Annotated in this window: 15 protein-coding genes; 4 read left to right on the forward strand and 11 right to left on the reverse strand. The window is 45.7% G+C overall.

What is annotated here, in order from left to right; translation table 11 throughout:
* The first annotated feature begins 60 nt into the window (after nt 1-60).
* The gene (locus RA178_RS04080) at nt 61-5,394 is read left to right on the forward strand and encodes a PAS domain S-box protein (RefSeq protein ID WP_306684644.1); all 5,334 of its coding nucleotides are present in this window, start codon (nt 61-63) and stop codon (nt 5,392-5,394) included.
* A gap of 48 nt (nt 5,395-5,442) precedes the next feature.
* A complete protein-coding gene (locus RA178_RS04085) occupies nt 5,443-6,459 on the forward strand; it encodes a response regulator (protein ID WP_028759378.1) in 1,017 nt (338 codons plus the stop codon).
* An 88-nt stretch (nt 6,460-6,547) separates the two neighbouring features.
* Here the strand turns inward: RA178_RS04085 and ygfZ are convergent, their stop codons facing one another.
* On the reverse strand, nt 6,548-7,510 hold the full coding sequence (gene ygfZ, locus RA178_RS04090; protein WP_131525370.1) for a tRNA-modifying protein YgfZ: 963 nt from the start codon (nt 7,508-7,510) through the stop codon (nt 6,548-6,550).
* A gap of 154 nt (nt 7,511-7,664) precedes the next feature.
* Entirely contained in the window at nt 7,665-8,894 is a 1,230-nt protein-coding gene (gene serA / locus RA178_RS04095) for a phosphoglycerate dehydrogenase (protein WP_306684646.1), read from the reverse strand.
* A 154-nt stretch (nt 8,895-9,048) separates the two neighbouring features.
* Between serA and RA178_RS04100 the strand changes: the two genes are divergently transcribed.
* Nucleotides 9,049-9,657 (forward strand): DUF2238 domain-containing protein, encoded by a 609-nt coding sequence (locus RA178_RS04100; RefSeq protein ID WP_306684647.1) that lies wholly within the window; start codon nt 9,049-9,051, stop codon nt 9,655-9,657.
* 394 nt (nt 9,658-10,051) lie between these two features.
* Entirely contained in the window at nt 10,052-10,717 is a 666-nt protein-coding gene (locus RA178_RS04105) for a helix-turn-helix transcriptional regulator (protein ID WP_014611267.1), read from the forward strand.
* A gap of 171 nt (nt 10,718-10,888) precedes the next feature.
* Here the strand turns inward: RA178_RS04105 and RA178_RS04110 are convergent, their stop codons facing one another.
* From RA178_RS04110 to dksA, 9 genes are all read right to left on the reverse strand, one after another.
* On the reverse strand, nt 10,889-12,394 hold the full coding sequence (locus RA178_RS04110; protein WP_173497276.1) for a curlin: 1,506 nt from the start codon (nt 12,392-12,394) through the stop codon (nt 10,889-10,891).
* Nucleotides 12,395-12,408: 14 nt separating this feature from the next.
* Nucleotides 12,409-12,828: a curlin gene (locus RA178_RS04115; RefSeq protein WP_105251518.1), complete on the reverse strand. Its 420-nt coding sequence runs from the start codon at nt 12,826-12,828 to the stop codon at nt 12,409-12,411.
* 553 nt (nt 12,829-13,381) lie between these two features.
* A complete protein-coding gene (locus RA178_RS04120; RefSeq protein WP_131525367.1) occupies nt 13,382-13,909 on the reverse strand; it encodes a DUF4124 domain-containing protein in 528 nt (175 codons plus the stop codon).
* 389 nt (nt 13,910-14,298) lie between these two features.
* Nucleotides 14,299-15,144 (reverse strand): pantoate--beta-alanine ligase, encoded by an 846-nt coding sequence (gene panC / locus RA178_RS04125; RefSeq protein ID WP_306684650.1) that lies wholly within the window; start codon nt 15,142-15,144, stop codon nt 14,299-14,301.
* Nucleotides 15,145-15,168: 24 nt separating this feature from the next.
* Entirely contained in the window at nt 15,169-15,966 is a 798-nt protein-coding gene (gene panB, locus RA178_RS04130; RefSeq protein ID WP_028761774.1) for a 3-methyl-2-oxobutanoate hydroxymethyltransferase, read from the reverse strand.
* 56 nt (nt 15,967-16,022) lie between these two features.
* A complete protein-coding gene (folK, locus tag RA178_RS04135; protein WP_306684653.1) occupies nt 16,023-16,511 on the reverse strand; it encodes a 2-amino-4-hydroxy-6-hydroxymethyldihydropteridine diphosphokinase in 489 nt (162 codons plus the stop codon).
* A complete protein-coding gene (locus RA178_RS04140) occupies nt 16,511-18,052 on the reverse strand; it encodes a polynucleotide adenylyltransferase PcnB (protein ID WP_212600463.1) in 1,542 nt (513 codons plus the stop codon). Before RA178_RS04140 ends, folK begins: the two co-directional genes overlap by 1 nt.
* 19 nt (nt 18,053-18,071) lie before the next feature.
* The gene (gluQRS, locus tag RA178_RS04145) at nt 18,072-18,986 is read right to left on the reverse strand and encodes a tRNA glutamyl-Q(34) synthetase GluQRS (protein WP_306684655.1); all 915 of its coding nucleotides are present in this window, start codon (nt 18,984-18,986) and stop codon (nt 18,072-18,074) included.
* A 169-nt stretch (nt 18,987-19,155) separates the two neighbouring features.
* Nucleotides 19,156-19,599 (reverse strand): RNA polymerase-binding protein DksA, encoded by a 444-nt coding sequence (gene dksA, locus RA178_RS04150; protein WP_006082967.1) that lies wholly within the window; start codon nt 19,597-19,599, stop codon nt 19,156-19,158.
* Nucleotides 19,600-19,716 lie beyond the last annotated feature (117 nt).

Genomic DNA, 19,716 nt, shown 5'->3' on the forward strand with positions numbered 1-19,716 from the left:
CTTTATAAGTGCTATTTTTAAATGCAGTGCTTATAAAATCGGGGGCTTTAGGGCGACACCATGGAAAAAAGTAAACTTCGTACTTTTCGCAGTAGGATTTTATCCCACATAGCCTTGCCTCTCATTTTAATTATGGCGAGTGTCTATGGTGTAAACGCTTGGTTTAGTTATATCTCCTCAGAGAATCGGCTTTACCATAGCCTGACACAAGAGGCGAGTCATTCGGCTTCTCGTCTGCAGTTTCTGCTCGAGCATGCGGAGGCCAACACCCAAGGTCTTGCTGATTTTATTGGTTTTTTGTCAAGTAAAGAAGACATGAATGACACTGAGAGTGTTAAAAGTGTCTTGATGAATCGAGTCAAACGTAATCCTGATTTTTTTGGCTCCGCAGTCGCATTTAAACCGAACACCTTTCCTAATCGCAAGCTCTTTTCTCCCTATGTTTACCGCGACACCAGTGGCAGCGACGATCTCCATTATCTCGATATTGGCGCTGAAGGCTACGACTATACCGATGGCACTTGGGATTGGTGGAGCAAGGCTATCAATCAAGCGAACGGTTATTGGTCAAAGGCATACTTTGATGAGGGGGCGGGGAATATTCTGATGGTGACCTATTCGGCTCCTTTTGGTGCGGTAGGTAATTATTTTGGGGTTGCGACGGTTGATTTAGCCTTAGATGGATTGCCAAAACAATTGGGGATTGCACCAAATCGTCTGGTGGTTTTAGACGATCAAGGGCGGCTGATTTATCATATAGATAAAGAAAAAGTACTGGCAACGACTTCAGCCCAGTGGCTCGATAAGAATAAAGATAAAAATGCCGATTTTTGGACGCTACAGGATAAAAGGCTTGATGGTCAAGCAAGGTTTGTCGATAACCAAGATGTTGTTTATCTTGCGAGTATTGCGACTGTACCGCATTTAAAGTGGCGTGTGATTGTATTAGCGCCAGAACAAGATTTATTCAACTCTCTGCTTGATGATCTGGCATCTATCATCCTCAATTTAAGCTTATTAACCCTCTTATTATTGCTGACTTGTTATCTGGCGGCGAAACGGTTAACTCGGCCGTTAGAGCTACTCGAGTCGGGTATCTTGTCCTTTGGACAGGGTAAAACTCAGCAGCTTATTGTACCTAAAGGTGCCGTAAGTGAGATTGTGACGCTGAGTAATACCTTCAATCAAATGGCGGAATTACTTGCAGAACGTGAACAAGCCATTCTTGATTCCCGCGGTAATCGCTTTGCGCGCCTAATTGATGGTATGAGTGATAAATCTTTCTATTGTTCCCTCGAACCTAATGGCCAACTCGCCCAGGTTAGTGAGGGGGTAACTAAGGTGCTGGGGATCTCCCCTGATTTGCTCAAGCGTAAATATCAAAGGCTCTTCTCGGCTAATCCCCTCAATGAGAAGAACTGGGAATATACCGATTTAGCCTTAAAGGGCCAGAATGTGCCTTCGCATCAAGTGGAAATGCTGGATGAAAAAGGGTATTTAAGAAGGCTCGATGTCTTTATGCAGCCATTATTATCAGATACAGGTGAGTTAATGTCGGTGGAAATGTTATTTACCGATGTTACTGAGCAGTTTTCGGCGGCGGCTTGGTCAAATGCCGTGCTTGAGGCTGCGCCTGAGGCCATGTTGATTGTCGACCAACAGGGGTTAATCGTTTTTACTAACAGTCGTTGCCAGCAGCTTTTTGGATTTGATACAGGGGCTATGTTGGGTTTGCAAGTTGAGCAGTTACTGCCACAAGAATTGGGAACCCGACATGTTCTTGAGCGACAACAATTCCTTCGCGAAGGCCGCGATAGAGGCATGGCAAATGCGCGTCATGTTCGGGCGTTAAAAGCCGATGGTAATGAATTTATTGCTGAAATTGCGCTGAGTATGCTCCCTGCGGATGCGGATGGACAAAAGCAAGTTGCAGCTTCGATTCGCGATATGACGGATAAAATTGCGGTTGAACTTAAAATTCGGGAGAGTGAGGAGCGTTTTCGTGGATTGGTCTCCAATATCCCTAGCGCCGTATATCGTTTACGTATTGGCGATATTTGGGTAATGGAATATATCAGTGACAATATTGGTGAAATTACGGGATATGCCGCAAGCCAATTTATCAATAATCAGAATCGTACTTATATCTCTTTGATCATCGAGGAAGATCGGGACTTCTGCCTGCAGGAAATGGATAAAGCACTCGCGCAGCAAGAAACCTTTGAAGTGGAATATCGTATCCGCCATCGCGATGGCAGTGTGCGCTGGGTGCATGAGAAAGGTAAGGCAAGTTATACCGAAGAGGGCGTTCCACTTTGGTTCGACGGCAGTATTGATGACATCACAGAGAGTAAGCTTGCTATAGGGCAGTTGGAGGCTTCGCGCCTGCAATTGACCAATATTACAGAGTCTATTCCTTGTACCGTATACCAATTGTTATGGCACTCGCCTACTGATCGTAGATTTACCTTTCTCTCTGGTGCGGCAATGAAAATGCTGGGGCTACATCGTGATGATCTTATTAGTAATTTTGACACCATAGCTGAGCGGATTTTTGATGACGAAAGGCCGGACGTCGTGCGGGCACTTTCAGGTAAGAGTGAAGATAGGTTTCAATGGATCCGCGAGTTTCGTTATCGCCATCCCAATGGCAGCATACGTTGGATGGAGGCGGGTGCGAGCGGCCATGTAGAAGAAGATGGCGCCATTACTTGGAATGGGTATGTAATGGACATTACCCAACGCAAAAGCATAGAACAAGAGTTAGCCCTAAGTGAAGCGCACTTTAAGGCTCTGTTCGATGGTGCGACCATTGGTATCGTCAATGTGGATGTTAAAGGCGTTATCTTAGATTGTAATGACCAATTCTGTGCTGATATGGCGCGGTCTCGGGAGAGTTTACGCAATACCGCAATTTTTGAGGTCCTTAGCGCGCAAGATAAGCTTATTGCCAAGGAGCAATTTAAGGAATTGGTCGGTGGCAAAATTGACCATTATCGTGGCGAGAGAAGCTTTATTCGTCCTTCTGGTGCGCCTTTATGGATGACGGTCAATGTGTCGGCACTGTTAGATGCCCAAGGACAATTTGAATCGGCTGTGATCAGCATGGTCGATATGACAGAGCTTAAATTGCTTTCCGATGAACTGTTACTTGCCAAAGAGCAAGCCGATGCTGCCAGTAAAGCCAAGGGTGACTTCTTGGCGAATATGTCCCACGAAATACGCACCCCAATGAATGCCATTATCGGCATGTCGCAGCTGTGCTTGCAGACTCAGCTTGATCAAAAACAGAAAAATTATGTAGAGAAGATTGAGCGGGCATCGCAGTCTCTACTATCAATTATCAATGATATTCTGGATTTCTCTAAGATTGAAGCGGGTAAGCTCGACATCGAATCTGTGCCATTTCAGCTCGACACTATGCTGGAAGATCTTAGCGATATGTTTTCTGAAAAAGCCGCACATAAGCAGCTGGAATTGTTATTTGCGGTCGCCCCTAACGTGCCACGTTACTTATATGGTGATTCGCTGCGATTAGGGCAAGTGTTGATTAATCTGATGAATAACGCCATTAAGTTCACCGAGCGGGGTGAAGTATTACTGTCGTTAAATCTTGTTGAACAGCAAGATGATGATGTCGTGCTGCGTTTTAGCGTGCGTGACAGCGGCATAGGCTTAACTGAGCAGCAGCAAGCAAAATTATTTAAATCCTTTACCCAAGCGGATACTTCAACCACCCGTAAATACGGTGGTACAGGCTTAGGCTTGGCTATTTGTAAGCAACTCGTTGAACTCATGGGGGGCAATATTGGTGTCGAAAGTCAATTTGGTCATGGCAGCACCTTCTATTTCACTGTGAAGTTACAAATTTCCGAGGGCCAAAAATTAGTGCTTGAGCAAGAGCTTGAGGGCATGTCTGTGCTGGTGGTAGATGATAACGCGACCGCTAGGGACATAATGCGTACAACGCTCGAAAGTATGGGCTTTAGAGTCGATACGGTTCGTTCAGGTGAAGAAGCAATAAGCCGCTGCTTACTGCAGACCTATGAAGTGGCATTAATCGATTGGAAAATGCCCAATATGGACGGGTTAGAAACCGCCCGTCAGATCCAACTACAGGCTAAGTCTCAGCCTAAGATCTTGATGGTATCCGCCCATGCGAATCATGAATTTATCACTCAAATTGAGCAATTAGCACTGGCGGGGTACATAAGTAAACCCATCAGCGCCTCACGCATGCTCGATGGCATAATGAATGCGATTGGCCGTGAAGGCATATTGCCAGTAAGACGCCGCACTGAAGAGCTGGCTCCGCAGTTATTATTACCACTTCAAGGGAAGCGTATCTTATTAGTGGAAGATAACGAGATGAACCTTGAAGTCGCCAGCGAGTTTTTAGAGCAAGTGGGGATTATTTTATCCATAGCGACCAATGGCCAAATTGCCTTAGATAAGCTATCCCAACAGCATTTCGATCTAGTGTTAATGGACTGTCAAATGCCGGTGATGGATGGTTATCAAGCCACTAAAGCGATAAGGAAAAGGCCTGAGTTGGCAAATTTACCTGTCGTCGCTATGACTGCGAATGCGATGGCTGGTGATAGAGATATGTGTCTTCGGGCTGGGATGAATGACCATATTGCCAAGCCCATAGAAGTGAATGTGCTCTATCAAACCCTATTGAAATACCTCGGATCTTCTTCTGGAATTTCTGCTGCGATAAGGGCGGAAGCCTCAACTCGGTTAACTTCGTCCAGCGCACAGGGTGAAGTCAGCAATGGCGCTGATCAAACGGTATTGCTCAAGTGGCCAGAACACCCTGAGTTGGATATCGATAGAGGTTTGCAACTGGTACAGCATTCGACGCGTCTTTATCAACGAATCTTTGATCGTTTCGTGAGCAGTCAACGTAATGTCGTGGAGCAGGTTCGCAAAGCCATAGCGGCGAATCAAGTCGAAGATGCCGTGCGTATCGCCCACACCCTTAAAGGCTTAGCGGGCAATTTAAGTTCGGCAAAATTGGTGGAATTAGCGCGTTTGCTTGAGTTGCATTTAACCGAGAAAGCGCCCTATGAAGATGAATTAGTTCAAATTCAACCGCTAGTGGCCTCTATTTGCGATGCGATTGAACAGGCTAAGCCTGTGATAGTGAATCAAGCCGAGCCCCAAGCGGTGGACTTGCTATCAGATGAGGACTTGAGAGCCGCATTACGGGTCTTACGTCAGAATCTAGATGAAGCCGATGCCAGCGCTGTGGCAAAAATTGATGCGTTAAAGCCGAAGGTGAGCAGTGCAATGTGGCAAGCGTTAAGCCCTGCCTTGTCTATGATTAATCAGTACCAGTTTGATGAGGCAATCGACTTAATTGACGATGTGATTACACAGTTAGGATAGAAAGCGGTAGCGCGAATTTATAATGCGTGACATTGAGTGGAGTTGTTAATGGAAAAAGCAACAATATTAGTCGTCGATGACACACCTGAGAATATTGATATTTTGATTGGTATTCTAGGTGATGATTACAAAGTCAAAGTGGCGATCGATGGGCCAAGGGCATTAGCGTTAGTGACAAAATCGCGGCCTGACTTGATTCTGCTCGATGTCATGATGCCAGGTATGAATGGCTATGAAGTCTGCAAGCTGCTAAAGCAAGAGCCGCTGACCAGCCATATTCCGGTGATCTTCGTGACCGCCTTATCTGAAATTGCTGATGAAGCCCAAGGTTTTGCATTGGGCGCGGTGGATTACATTACTAAGCCTGTCAGTGCGCCTGTCGTTAAAGCGCGGGTTAAAACGCATCTTGCGCTCTATGATCAAAAACGTCTACTTGAACAACAAGTTAAAGTTCGTACCCACGAATTAGAAGAAACCCGTTTCGAGATTATCCGTCGTCTTGGCCGTGCCGCTGAATACAAGGACAACGAGACGGGTCTACATGTTGTGCGTATGAGCCATTACGCCCGCATATTAGCGATAAAGCTCGGCTTACCGACGACCTTTTGTGACTTGATTTTTAATGCGGCGCCTATGCACGATATTGGTAAAATCGGTACGCCCGATGCTGTGCTGAAAAAGCCTGGGAAACTTGATGCGCAGGAATGGGAAATTATGCAGCAGCACGCTGCCATAGGTGCAGAGATTATTGGTGAACATAGCGATCCGTTATTGCAAATGGCCCGTCGTATCGCCTTAACTCACCATGAGAAGTGGGATGGTTCAGGTTACCCCAATGGCTTGGTTGGCGAAGAAATCCCCCTTGAAGGGCGTATCACCGCGATTGCGGATGTGTTCGATGCGCTGACTTCGCAACGGCCTTACAAGCAGGCTTGGACGATTGAAGCAACTATGGAGCTATTTGAAAATCAAGCGGGAAAACATTTCGATCCTAAGCTGGTGGAGGAGTTCAAGCAAATCCTGCCAGAAGCAATTGCCATTCGAGATACTTATTTAGAAAATTGATGCTCGAAGTGCATTGACTAAGATAAAGGCGCCATTGGCGCCTTTATTCTGCTTCAATATTTTATACTCATCATATTAAATCAAAGCATTACGCTTCATCTAATGAGTAGGGCAGAGCTTGGATCGTTAAATGTGATTGTTCATCGTCGGCAAAACGTAGCTGAGTATCATTAGCCGTGTCATTAGGAAGTACGGCGGTTAACAAGACTTGATTGCCACGCTGCACAAACTCAATGATTTGACCGCCACGGCGAAAACTGTCTTCCATCGCGATTTCAAGGCCTGATGCTAGGTTGATTTGAAGATTGGTGTGACCGCGCAAAATATACAGGGCGCGTTTATTACCACCGCGATATTTCATTCGCGCTATGGTTTCTTGCCCCATGTAACAGCCCTTATTGAAGCTGATACCGTTAACCGCTTGTAGATTACACATCTGCGGTACGTACTGGCTGGCATGGCTGGTGGCAAGGTTGGGGTAACCTGCTGCAATCTCTAACGCTTGCCATGCGCTGGCGTCAAATACACTCAGTTCCGATTGCGCAACTAAAGCTGCTGCGGCATCTGGTGTTAATACTAAAATAAAACGTTCAGCGTCTTTTAAAATCGCACCATTTTCAATGAGTGTGAGCTCTTGCTGAATGTCACCAAAATGTTTGTTCACGAATTGGCTTGCCTGTTCACCGGCAACCCCGAGCAGAGTCCATTCAGCGGATGCATTGCTTAGGGTGGCTTTACTAAACACGGCATATTTTTGTAACTGGGGTAAATCGACTTCGATGGCATCCTTTGGCATCAACATAAAGAGCGCATCTTGAATGGCAAAGGTTCTGAAACTTGCCAGCATTTTACCTTTAGGATCGCAATGGGCGCCCCAGCGCCATTGATCCGTGGCCAATGAGCTGATATCTGTGGTCACTTGGCCATGGATAAAACTGCGGCCTTGTTCTCCAACGACTTTGATGAGGCCCAAATGAGATAAGTTGGCAAGCATAAGTGGAGGCAAGGTAGCGTCCAGATCCCAATGGGGCGTAGAAACTGAAATAGTCATAGCGAGATCCTGAAAATGAAGACGATGTGAGAGGCTAGATTGTAACGGAATTCCAGTTGGCTCAAAAGCATAAGGCGCACATATCTGTGAATGATCTGTGCGCCTTATTATGTGTGCTTTAGTCGATAGGCTTAAAGCGAGTGGAGTTTAAAGTTTAAAACAGCACGCGAGTACGCAATGTACCTTCAATGGCTTTGAGTTCAACTAAGGCTTCTTCCGCTTGAGTTGTGTCTACTTCCATCACGACATAACCAATTTCTGTGGTGGTCTGCAAATATTGGGCGGCGATGTTGATGCCTTTTTCCGAGAAGGCTTGGTTGATCTTGATCAACACGCCCGGACGGTTTTGGTGAATATGCAGCAAGCGCGAGGTGCCTTTATGTGTTGGTAATGACACTTCAGGGAAGTTAACCGCAGAAACGGTTGAGCCGTTGTCTGAGTATTTAGCGAGCTTACCCGCGACTTCGATACCAATGTTTTCTTGGGCTTCGGCCGTGCTACCGCCGACGTGCGGCGTGAGGAGAACATTGTCTAAACCGCGTAGAGGACTGATAAATTCATCGTCATTCGATTGTGGTTCAACGGGGAATACATCGATTGCGGCACCTGCGAGGTGACGTTCTTTTAACGCAACGGTTAAAGCTTCAATATCGACTACAGTACCGCGTGATGCGTTGATAAAGATGCTGCCCTTTTTCATTGCTGCAAACTCGGCAGCGCCTATCATGTCTTTTGTTTGTGGAGTTTCAGGGACATGTAAGCTTACTACATCAGCTTGTGCTAATAGGAGTTCCAACGAATGGACTTGTTGTGCGTTACCTAGTGGCAGTTTGTCTTCGATATCGAAGAACACGACGCGCATACCTAAGGTTTCCGCCAGAATGCCAAGTTGAGTACCAATATGGCCGTAACCAATCACACCTAAGGTTTTACCACGCACTTCATAGCTGCCCGCTGCGGTTTTCATCCAGCCGCCACGGTGAGCGATAGCGTTGCGTTCAGGGATACCCCGCATCAACATAATGATTTCGCCAATCACGAGTTCTGCAACACTGCGAGTGTTTGAGAAGGGAGCGTTAAATACTGGGATACCAAGGGATTCGGCGGTGGCAAGGTCAACTTGGTTGGTTCCAATACAGAAACATCCTATCGCGATTAACTTCTCGGCACGTTTCAGCACCTCTGCAGTTAATTGGGTACGCGAACGAAGTCCCACAAAATGCGCATCTTTAATGGACTCAAGTAAGGCTTCATCGCTTAAGGAAGCTTTGTGGTATTCGATATTGGTGTATCCCGCACGTTCAAATACATCGACCGCAGATTGGTGGACGCCTTCCAACAGCAGGATCTTGATCTTATCCTTGTCCAGCGAATGTTTCGCCATGATATGGGTACCCTCTAATTAATAGAAATGTTTCTTATGATATGCTCACAACCTTCACCCACCAAAGTAGCACTTTTTTTGCTCAGTGTGGAGGGCTAGATGGCTAAAGTTAATATTCTAAATTTAGAACAATATCGCATAAGAGGAAGAAACATTGAATAACAAAATCGCATGGTGCGGTATTTACCTCTCAGTTTTGGTGTGGTCGGCGATAAAACCCGCAGATCCTTTCACATGGTGGCTCGAAGCCTTGCCTGCATTGATTGCTGTACCGATTTTATTCTTTACTCGTAAACGTTTTCCACTGACACCTTTAGTATATTTTCTCGTCTTAATACACTGCTGTGTGTTGTTTGTAGGCGCTCATTATACTTACGCTGAAGTGCCGTTATTCGACACGATTGCCGATTGGATGGGTTCAGAACGTAATAATTACGATAAAGTGGGTCATTTTGCGCAAGGTTTTATCCCAGCCATGCTCGCCCGTGAAATTATGTTGCGTAATCAAGCTGTCAAACCTGGGGCTTGGTGCGCGTTTCTTGCTACTTGTTTTGTGCTCGCATTTTCGGCGTTTTATGAACTGATCGAATGGTGGGTTGCCGTGACAACCGGCGAAGGGGCTGAAGCCTTTTTAGGGACTCAAGGCTATGTATGGGATACCCAATCCGACATGTTTCTTGCCCTAATTGGCGCAATTGTCGCTTTAGCTTTACTGTCTCGTTTTCAAGATAAACAAATCGCGAGACTCAAGCAGAGGATTTAGCGGCTAAAAGTGGGTGATGCTCTCTGTTTGAGTTGTAAGACTTTCTTCCCTGAAATATATGGTGTGAGTGTGATGACATTGAGTTGTCATACTTTAGTGTTGTTATTGTGTTTTCTTTGTGTTGCAACTTTGGATTGATAACGTCATAGTTAGAAAGTATTAGGTGCTGGGCGTTGGCCAAGTAAAACGGTATTTTTGACTGTTATTCCATTTTATTGTGGTGAGTTAGTCGAACCTACTAGCATTAAACAGGGAATAGTACATTTGGGTGATGTTTTTCAATCGTTAACTAGTCAGAATTAACTAGGTTAATGGAATGTTGAGAAATCTAACTAAAAAGACGAGTCAAACATACCATTTTGTAATCGAGAATACTTTTCAGGGAGGAGAGTCATTGAGCACAATTAATGAATTGGTTTTTTTACACCAAATGGCCGCGCCATGTCATTTAGCGTTACTCGCTGAATCCATAGGTTTGAAAACGCGTATAGTAAAGCATGCGGCTGAACTGGATTTAGACAAGAGTCGCCGTAGTTTTTATCTGATCACCCAAAAAGGTTCAGCATTAGATAACAAAGGGATACCTCTGTTAGCTTCGCGATTAGTGTCACATTTTCCTGTGGCGCTGTATCAAGTTGAGCGTGACTCCTTAGACCAAGAATCTGCAATGTTACTCGGCATTCGAGGTATTTTATTTGCCGATCAACGTATGGATCTGATGTTAACGGGTTTACGTAAAATGGTGGCAGAGGAACTTTGGTACGATAGAACTTTACTAAGCAAAATGTTCCGCCGTGTTGTACAAAAGTTAGAAGGTAATAATGAAATGCCCTCTGATACTGTAGCTATGCTGCAGATGCTGACATCCCGTGAACGCACTATCATTCAATTCGTATCGAGTGGTGCGAGAAATAAAGAAATCGCTCATAGGTTATGTATCAGCGAACATACAGTGAAGGCACATATTTCTTCTATTTTCCGCAAGACCCAGTCTCGTAATCGGGTTGAGCTTTTACGTTGGGCGCAAACCTATCAAACTCACTTTGAGCTGTGCAGTTAGTCAGTTAAAGATATTGGTCGTTAGCTTTTCGCTGTGAGTGGTTAATGTTAATGATTACTAGCATATCAACATAGAAAAGCGGGAATGTTTATTTAAACATTCCCGCTTTTTGTTTAACACCCTTTTTATAAACCACCAAAGAGTTTAGCTGTGGTGGTTTAACAGTATTGACTAGTATTGCACTACAGTGGCAACGTTCATATTGCCTGATTGGTTCACGTTGATGCTGTTGTTAGTGCCCGCTTGAGAACCTAACACTAAGTTGTCATTACCCGTTTGAGTGATTGACAGGCTGTTATTGTCACCGCTAACGCCAAATGAATTTGAAGCAAATGAAGTGTCGCTATCGCCGCCTACCCAGTTACCGTTACCTGATTGAGTAATTTGCGCGGTGTTTTCATCACCTTCAATAATCAGGTCAATAACGTTAAGATCGCCACTTTGAAGTGCGCTGACATCGGCATTGTTGTTGCCAGCAACAGAAATCAATGTTTCGTTCTCAGCGCCATCTTGCTCAACATCAACTTCGTTATCGCTACCCACGGCATCTACATAAGCAAAGTTCTCATCGCCTTCTTGGCTAACTTCAATACTGTTATCTTCACCATCAGCGAAGGCAATGATTTCATTGTTATCGCCTTTAGAAGATAAATCGAAGTCGTTATCTGTGCCGTATGCACCAAAGGTCGCGAAGTTCGCATCGCCTTTTTGTTTCAAGTCAACATCGTTGCTATCGCCCCATACTTGGAACTCCGCACCGTTGACATCGCCTTTTTGAGTGATAGTAATATCGTTATCATCACCTTGGATATCTGCCACTAAAGTATCACCGATAGTGTTGCCGCTGCCATTTTGGGTAATATCGACACTGTTGTCATCACCCGTAGTCATCGCAAGATAAGCCGTGTTGCCGTTACCTTTTTGATCCATTGAAATATCGTTGTCGCTGCCGGCCAGTGCGTAAACGAAGCCAACATGGTTATCACCTTTTTGGACCATGTCTACTGTGTTGTCATTACCTGCAATACCTTTCGCTGCGCCAAAGTTATTGTTACCCGCTTGATTAACAGAAACGTCGTTGTTGTTACCCACGTTAGCGGTTAAGTCGAGAGCGATTAAACCTGCTTGGTTGTTGTCACCGATTTGTGTGATTTTACCGTCGTTGTTGCTGCCTTCAACGCGAAAAACTGCAAAGTTTGCGTCGCCTTCTTGCTCAACAAACACGCTGTTTTCAGCGCCAGAGATTTCAACTTGGCTTTCGTTGACTTCGCCTAATTGGTTAACGAATACCGTGTTATCGTTGCCAGTAACATCGCTACTGCTTTGGTTAAAGAAACCATCTTGCGACACATTTACATTGTTGTTGTCACCTACAACATTTGCACTTGCCACATGCCAGTCAACTTGTTGCGTTATTTGGACCTTGTTATCATCACCCGTTGAATTAATAGCCGCTTCATGCCACACACCGTCTTGGATGACAGTTGCGGTTTGATCTGTACCTGTTTGCACAACCGCAGCAGCGTTAAGGCCACCCGTTTGTGAGACTAAAGTGTCTTGGGCTTGGCCTGACTGTACTACGCTAATTTCGCTCACTGTACTGGCAGCAAAAGCTTGACCGCTTAAACCTGTTGCAATGGCCAAAGCAATAAGTGATTTTTTAGCTTGTGATTTCATGTGACGCTCCCTGTTTAATATTGAGTTATTGAGATTGCAGCACCGTCCGCAATCTGTTGAATCGAAAAGTTGCCGCTTCCTAGTTGGTTCAGTTGCACGAGATTGTCATTGCCAATTTGTGTCACTGAAGCCGTATTTTGACTGCCGACTTGCAGTAGTTGGACTTCATTGTTTGAACCAATCTGTGTGATTAGCGCATCGTTATCATTGCCCACTTGTGTTACATCGGCCTTGTTATCGCTGCCAGACTGGAACAGTAATCCTTGGTTGGCAGTGCCTTGTTGAACCAGCTCGATAAGGTTATCGCGACCGGAACGTTCCAGTAATGCCTGAAGGGTTACGGGTAACTCGTTGACATTCAGCTCTTGTGCTGAAGTCATACAACTACAGAGCAAGATCAGCGGCACCAAAAAGCGTATAGAGGTATTTGGCACGGGTGACTCCTTGCATCAAATATCTTGGGCTGCTTAAAGCAACTTGCATCCCAAATTCAGACCTGAAGATACGAGTCCCGTTAATATGTCGCAATTGGCCAAACGGGTATTTATTCTAGAAAGGATTAACGGAAGGTAAATGATAGCTGTATTTATATCGTATTGATTAAATAGATTTTATATGTTTATTGACGTGTTTTTATTTAAGGGGTCTAGTCTAGTTGTCCTAGTAGTTAAGTCGTATTTGTTGTGAAGCGAGTATTTGATTTTTAAACAATGCAATAACAAGTGAAGGGAAATACATCGACTATCGCGTTTGCATTTTCTTGATAAAAAAGCACGCGTTTGTGCCAGTGAGAAACTGCTGTGGAGTTTAATTAACTGTAGCAACCTATGTCATTTACCCTGTGTGCAACAACAGGCTTCTTGTCCTTGCAGTAATGAATTCTAGGTTAAACAAAGGGACATTACTGTGAGCGGAAGAGTAATCATTATTATGATTAAATTCCTTAATGGGGTAGAGAGAAGATTAATACTACTGTTTTATGCGAGATCAGTGCTTTTCTGGTTCTTTTAACTCTTCATGGAATGCTTCGGTACTGATTTGGCTTTTACGGTCTTCTAGTTGCTGCATCGCACTGTTATTACTCACAGTTAACGCATTGAAGCGAGTATTGATATCGTCCATTTCGTTAATGTATTCAGGATCGGTTTTCTCTTTATTTTGCCAATAACGCTTACGTTCTAATTTCTGCAATTCACTGGCGCGCAGAATTTCAAAATAGCTATTTTCCTGCTTAAGACGATATATCTCGCCGTCGAGTAACTGCAATAATTTTTCTTTAGAAATGGTTCGACTATTCAGTAGAGTGTGTAAGGGATCGACAGGAATGTCCCTTTTATCAGAGTCTACTTCAGTCGTTATCCCTAACTGGTATTCGATTTTATGTTGGCTAAATTCCTGCGGACAAGCGGTTTGGCTAAAGACAATTTTGTCATCTTTACGGCATTTATAAATGGTATTTGCCTGTATTGCAGTGGGCAAAATAACACAAATTAGGGTGAGTATCAGTCTTGCCATGAGGCCACAAATCCTTTGTACACTTGCATAGCTATTATGATTTAATTGTTTGATTAAGCATGATAAATAGTGATTATGATGTTTATATTATTATGCCTTTTTAACCGTTTATTGTTAGGTCGACGGGCTGTTAAGCCCAATAAATTAAAGGATTAGCCATACATCATTATAAGGTCAAATTCACTCGTCAATGTCTGCCGCTAATCATTTACCTTAAATTAACATATGCATCATACTATGGCGTAAATTTAGGGATAAAACCAGTTTTTTGACGCTTCAAATTTTTGGCGCTTGGATTGATTCTAAAGAAGAAAATAGCTTCTGGTCGAGCATTGGGTAAATAAAAAGGAGCGAGTGCTCCTTTTTATTTATTGATAACGCTTAAGAGATTAGCGATCGAACCTTAAGTTGTCGATAAGTCGCGCTTTACCTATATAGGCGGCGGCCAAAATGACTAAGGTTTGGTCTTGGCTCTGCGCTTTCTCAAGCGTGTGGGCATGACGAATTTCCAGATAATCCGGCGTAAAGCCCGCAGCCACTAAACTGATTTTCGCTTGCTCGGTGACAGCATCAACACTCTGACCTTGTTTGATCCCTGCAGCCATAGCATCTATCGCCTGTTTTAATGCTGGTGCAGCGGCTTTTTCTGCGGCGGTGAGATAACCATTGCGCGAACTCATGGCTAAACCTGAGTCCTCACGTATGGTATCAACACCGATAATCTCAATCGGTAATGACAAGTCTTCAACCATAGTTTCAATGACTAATAGCTGTTGATAGTCTTTATTGCCAAAGAGTGCCACATCGGGCTGTACTATGTTGAATAGTTTACAGACGATAGTCGCAACGCCTCGAAAATGCCCCGGACGGCTAGCGCCGCAGAGCAGCCCTGAAATACCTGGCACTTCAACATAGGTTTGTTGCGCTAAGCCCTTGGGATACATCACGGCTGGTGTTGGGGTAAACAGCAACTCAGCGCCAGCGGCGGTGAGGGCTTCACTGTCGGCGGCAAGTGTGCGTGGGTAGGCATCGAGATCTTCATTCTGGCCAAATTGCATTGGATTGACGAAAATCGATACCACCACATGATCACAACGTTTAGCCGCTTCTTTCACTAAGGTGATGTGTCCCCGATGGAGATTGCCCATGGTCGGCACGAAGGCGACAGTTTCGCCCTTGGCACGCCATGCACGCACTTGAGTGCGAATATCATCAATATGGGCGCTAGTGATCATTGAGCCTTACCTTGCATAAATCTGTTATTTGTTAAAAGTGTGTTCTTCGCCAGGAAAAGTTCCTTGGGCAACTTCGTCGATATAAGCACGTACCGCAGAACGAATTTCACCCGTTTGTTTTAGGTAGTTTTTCGAGAAACGTGGAATGTAACCACTTGAAATACCTAACACATCATGCATCACCAAGATTTGACCGTCGGTCGATGCGCCTGCGCCAATTCCAATGACAGGAATCGTTAAGGCTTGAGTGATCGCCGCAGCGAGAGGCGCAGGGATACATTCTACGACTAATAGTTGAGCACCCGCGGCTTCTAAAGCCTTAGCTTCGTCGAGGATGCGCTGGGCATTTTCGGCATCGCGGCCTTGCACTTTAAAACCACCAAACACATGAACCGACTGAGGCGTCAAGCCTAAGTGGGCACACACAGGAATACCGCGTTCGGTAAGCTTAGTGACGGTTTCGAGTAACCAGTGGCCGCCTTCGACCTTGACCATGTTCGCGCCAGCTTGCATTAACTCAGTGGCGTTGACCATAGCTTGTTCTGGCGTGGCGTAACTCATAAAGGGCATGTCGGCGATCAGCAGGGCACGTTCGATACCGCGACGGACACAGCGAGTATGGTAAGCGATTTCCGCTGTAGTGACGGGCAGGGTATCGTCATGGCCTTGGAGAACCATTCCCAAAGAATCGCCGACCAGCAGCACATCGACACCTTCGCTATCGAACGCGCTGGCAAAACTGGCATCATAGGCTGTCAGTGCCGTGAATTTTCTACCTTCCTGTTTGTATTTCAACAGGGTTGAGCTAGTAATTTTAGACATATGGATGATCTTCAAACCAAATAGAAGTGGTGTTATAAGCTAACTGAGGACGGACTTCAATGATCAATGCCCAGTTGTTGTAACTCGGCCAACATTTTTGTATTGATAAGACTGTCGATGGCAGTGTTGCAGGGCAGAATCAGATCCGGTGCAATTGCGGCTAAAGGCACGAGCACAAAGCTGCGCGTTTTCATGCCGTAGTGGGGCACTTTGAGTCTAGGAGTGTCAATGTTCTCATTACCATACAAGAGTATATCGAGATCTAAGGTTCTAGGTCCCCAACGCTCTAGGCGGACTCGTCCTTGGGTGTTTTCAATATGCTGCAGTGCATCGAGTAAGGCTAATGGCGCAAGATCAGTATCGAAACTCGCTACCGCATTCACATAATCGGGTTGCACGACATCGCCCATGGGCATCGAATGGTAATAGGGAGAAACGACGAGACTATTCGCTAAGGCTAAGGCGGACAATGCCGTCACGGCATTGTCCAATTGCGCCTTGGGATCTTCAAGATTTGCGCCTAATGCGACGTAGACGCGGGGCATTATTCAGCCGTTTTAACTTTAGGTGTGCCACTCGCTTTAGGTGCGCTCGTCGGCGCTGAACCATCGGCATTCGGTGCACGAGGACGGCGACGACGTTGGGTGGCATTACGGTTGCGGTTTGGCGATTTACTGCCGCTACGCGCTATGGCTAAACGTTCTGTTTCATCGGCTTCGACAAATTGTTGCCACCAAGCGGCACTTTTAGCGACATTACCCGCTTCGACTTCGCCCCTGAGTAAGAGTAAATCGTATGCGGCTCTAAACTTAGGGTGTTCCATTAGTTTAAAGGCGCGGGTGCCTTGGCTACGATCAAAGCGTAACTGTAACTGCCAAATGTCTTTTGCCGGCGTGCTAAAACGGCGCGGAATGCTAATGGTTTGGCATTGTTGCTCCATCACATCGCCCATGGCGGCAAAGAAGGCATCATATAACGTCAGGCCACTTTCAACGGCAATATCTTCGGCGCGTTGACGCAGTGGATACCAGAGAAGCGCAGCATAGAAGAATGAAGGTGTCACCGGCTTATCTTCGTTAACTCTTTGATCTGTGCTCTTCATGATGGCTTGCACCATTTTCATGGTCGTGCCTTTAGGATCATCTTTTAGCAGAGCGGCCACTTGCGGAAACAGCGGCGCGAATAGCTTGTATTCTTGCATCAGTTCGAAGTTGGCTAAGGCTTTGCCTGCAAAGAAGAGTTTTAACACTTCTTCGTACATGCGTGCTGCCGGAATATCTTTGAGCAGTGGCGCTAATTGTTTAATCGGCGCAGCTGTTACTGTTTCGATACCCATGTTGAGTTTAGTGGCGAAACGCACCGCCCTTAACATACGCACAGGATCTTCACGGTAACGGGTTTCAGGATCGCCGATTAATCTTAGGGTGCCCGCTTTTAGATCGGCCATACCGCCGCCATAGCTGCGAATCGAGTAATCGCTGATATCGTAATAGAGGGCATTGACAGTAAAGTCGCGGCGCTCGGCATCTTCATCGATTTCGCCATAGACGTTATCGCGCAGCAAACGCCCTTCGGCATTGGCTTTAGAGACTTTCTCATTACTCTCGCCGTGGTGACCGCGGAAGGTGGCGACTTCAATCACATCGCGGCCGAAAACAATGTGCGCTAAGCGGAAACGGCGACCGACAACACGGCAATTACGGAATAATTTTTTGATTTCTTCCGGTGTTGCATTGGTCACTATGTCGAAATCTTTCGGTTCAATCCCTAAGAGTAAATCGCGTACACCGCCGCCGACTAAATAGGCTTTAAAGCCAGATTTATTCAGTCTGTATAATACCTTAAGGGCATTCTCGCTGATTTGTTTGCGCGAGATGGTATGGGCATCTCTTGGTACTAACTCTAAACTCAAAGCACCGGAATTTTGTTCTGGCGTTGTTGGTTCAATCTGAGCTGGAGTCGGAGCGGTCGTTTTAGGCGCGTCTTCAAATAGCTGTTTGCAGAATTGGCTGATACGGCGAAAAATGGGACACCTCGAAATATGATCTGTTATTTGATTAAAAATCTGGCGGCTATCATATACCAAATGCGGCCTAATGAGTATATCAGGGCTCGATCAGTATCTCAGATTGTTGCGGTATAGTGGATAATTGAAACTGATCCACGGCTTGAGCGAGCATTTGTGCCACAGAGCCGCGGGTTTCGACGGGTGTTTGGCCTAAAAATGCCAGTGCCGCATTAAGGCTCGACTGTGGATTAAGCGTATCAATTGCCTGTGCATGATTCTGTTTTGAGAGCTTAAAGCCTTTACTTATGCAGGCGAGCGGCAAGTGCAGCCATTGCGGTGCGGCTAAACCAAAGCTTTGATACAAACTCAGTTGGCGACAACTGGCCTCGATTAAGTCGCAGCCTCGAACCACTTCGGTGACCCCTTGATAAGCATCGTCGAGTACCACGGCTAGTTGATAGGCGTACAGACCATCACTGCGTTTGATAATGAAATCCTCTGCGGCAAAATGGCTATCTACGCAAATATGGCCCATTAGATTGTCATCAAATTCTTGCACTTGCGCCGTGTTGACGATTCGCACCGCACCCGACCTAACAAGATTTGCAGACTGGGTTTGTGGCAATCGGTGGCAGCGGCCATCGTAGACGCCGCCCATGGCTTGAATTTGCTTGCGACTACATTGGCAGAAATAGGCTTTATCTTGGGCGAGCAGCAAGTCAATTTGCGCTTGATAAGCCGCTGTGCGCTGGCTTTGATACAGAGGCATATCATCCCACTCAAATCCATAGGCTTCTAAGGTGCGTAAGATATCATCGGCGGCGCCTTTGACTTCCCGCGGTGGGTCTATATCTTCGATGCGAATTAGCCATTTACCCTTTAGCGAGCGGGCGCGCAGATAGCTGCCAAGGGCGGCGATAAGCGAGCCAAAGTGCAAGGCACCCGAAGGCGAAGGCGCAAAGCGGCCGACATAGGGCTGGCTGGATAAATCGGAATGTAATGGCTTTGACATAACAACTAGATGGCGTTTTAAAGTCGCGACGGTAAAAGTGGATGTATTTTAGAGGGATGCTAAGAGAAAAGCGAATCGGGGTAAATTGGAGTGAGCTTGGCTTAAGCTCGTCGAGTTTACGAGTTGCTAGAAACAAATAGGCGGGGAAATCCCCGCCCAGTATGCATGATTAACCAGCCATTTGTTTCTCTTTGATCTCTGCAAGCGTTTTACAGTCGATGCATTGATCGGCTGTTGGACGCGCTTCGAGACGGCGGATGCCGATTTCGATACCGCAAGAATCACAGAAGCCGAAATCGTCTTCTTCAATTTTTTGCAGTGTTTTTTCGATTTTTTTGATCAGCTTACGTTCTCTATCGCGAGCACGAAGTTCGAGGCTGAACTCTTCTTCTTGTGCTGCACGGTCAACAGGATCGGGAAAGTTTGCGGCTTCGTCCTGCATGTGGCTAAGAGTACGGTCGACCTCTTCACGCAACTGATTGCGCCAAGCTTCAAGAATTGTCTTGAAGTGACCCAGTTGCTTAGCGTTCATATACTCCTCACCCGGCTTTTCCTGGTAAGGATTTACACCTGCGATAGCGAGTACGCCAAGTTTTTTGGTGCCTTCAGGCATAACGCATCTCCTGTAATCATTTGCGTTTGTAGGGCGTCCTTAAGAACGGCCGCTATCTATAGCAGAATCTTCACATCGAGGCAAACTTTTCATTCTGCTTTGATTGAATTTTTTGAC

It is taken from the genome of Shewanella oncorhynchi (assembly GCF_030848765.1).
GTDB lineage: Bacteria > Pseudomonadota > Gammaproteobacteria > Enterobacterales > Shewanellaceae > Shewanella > Shewanella oncorhynchi.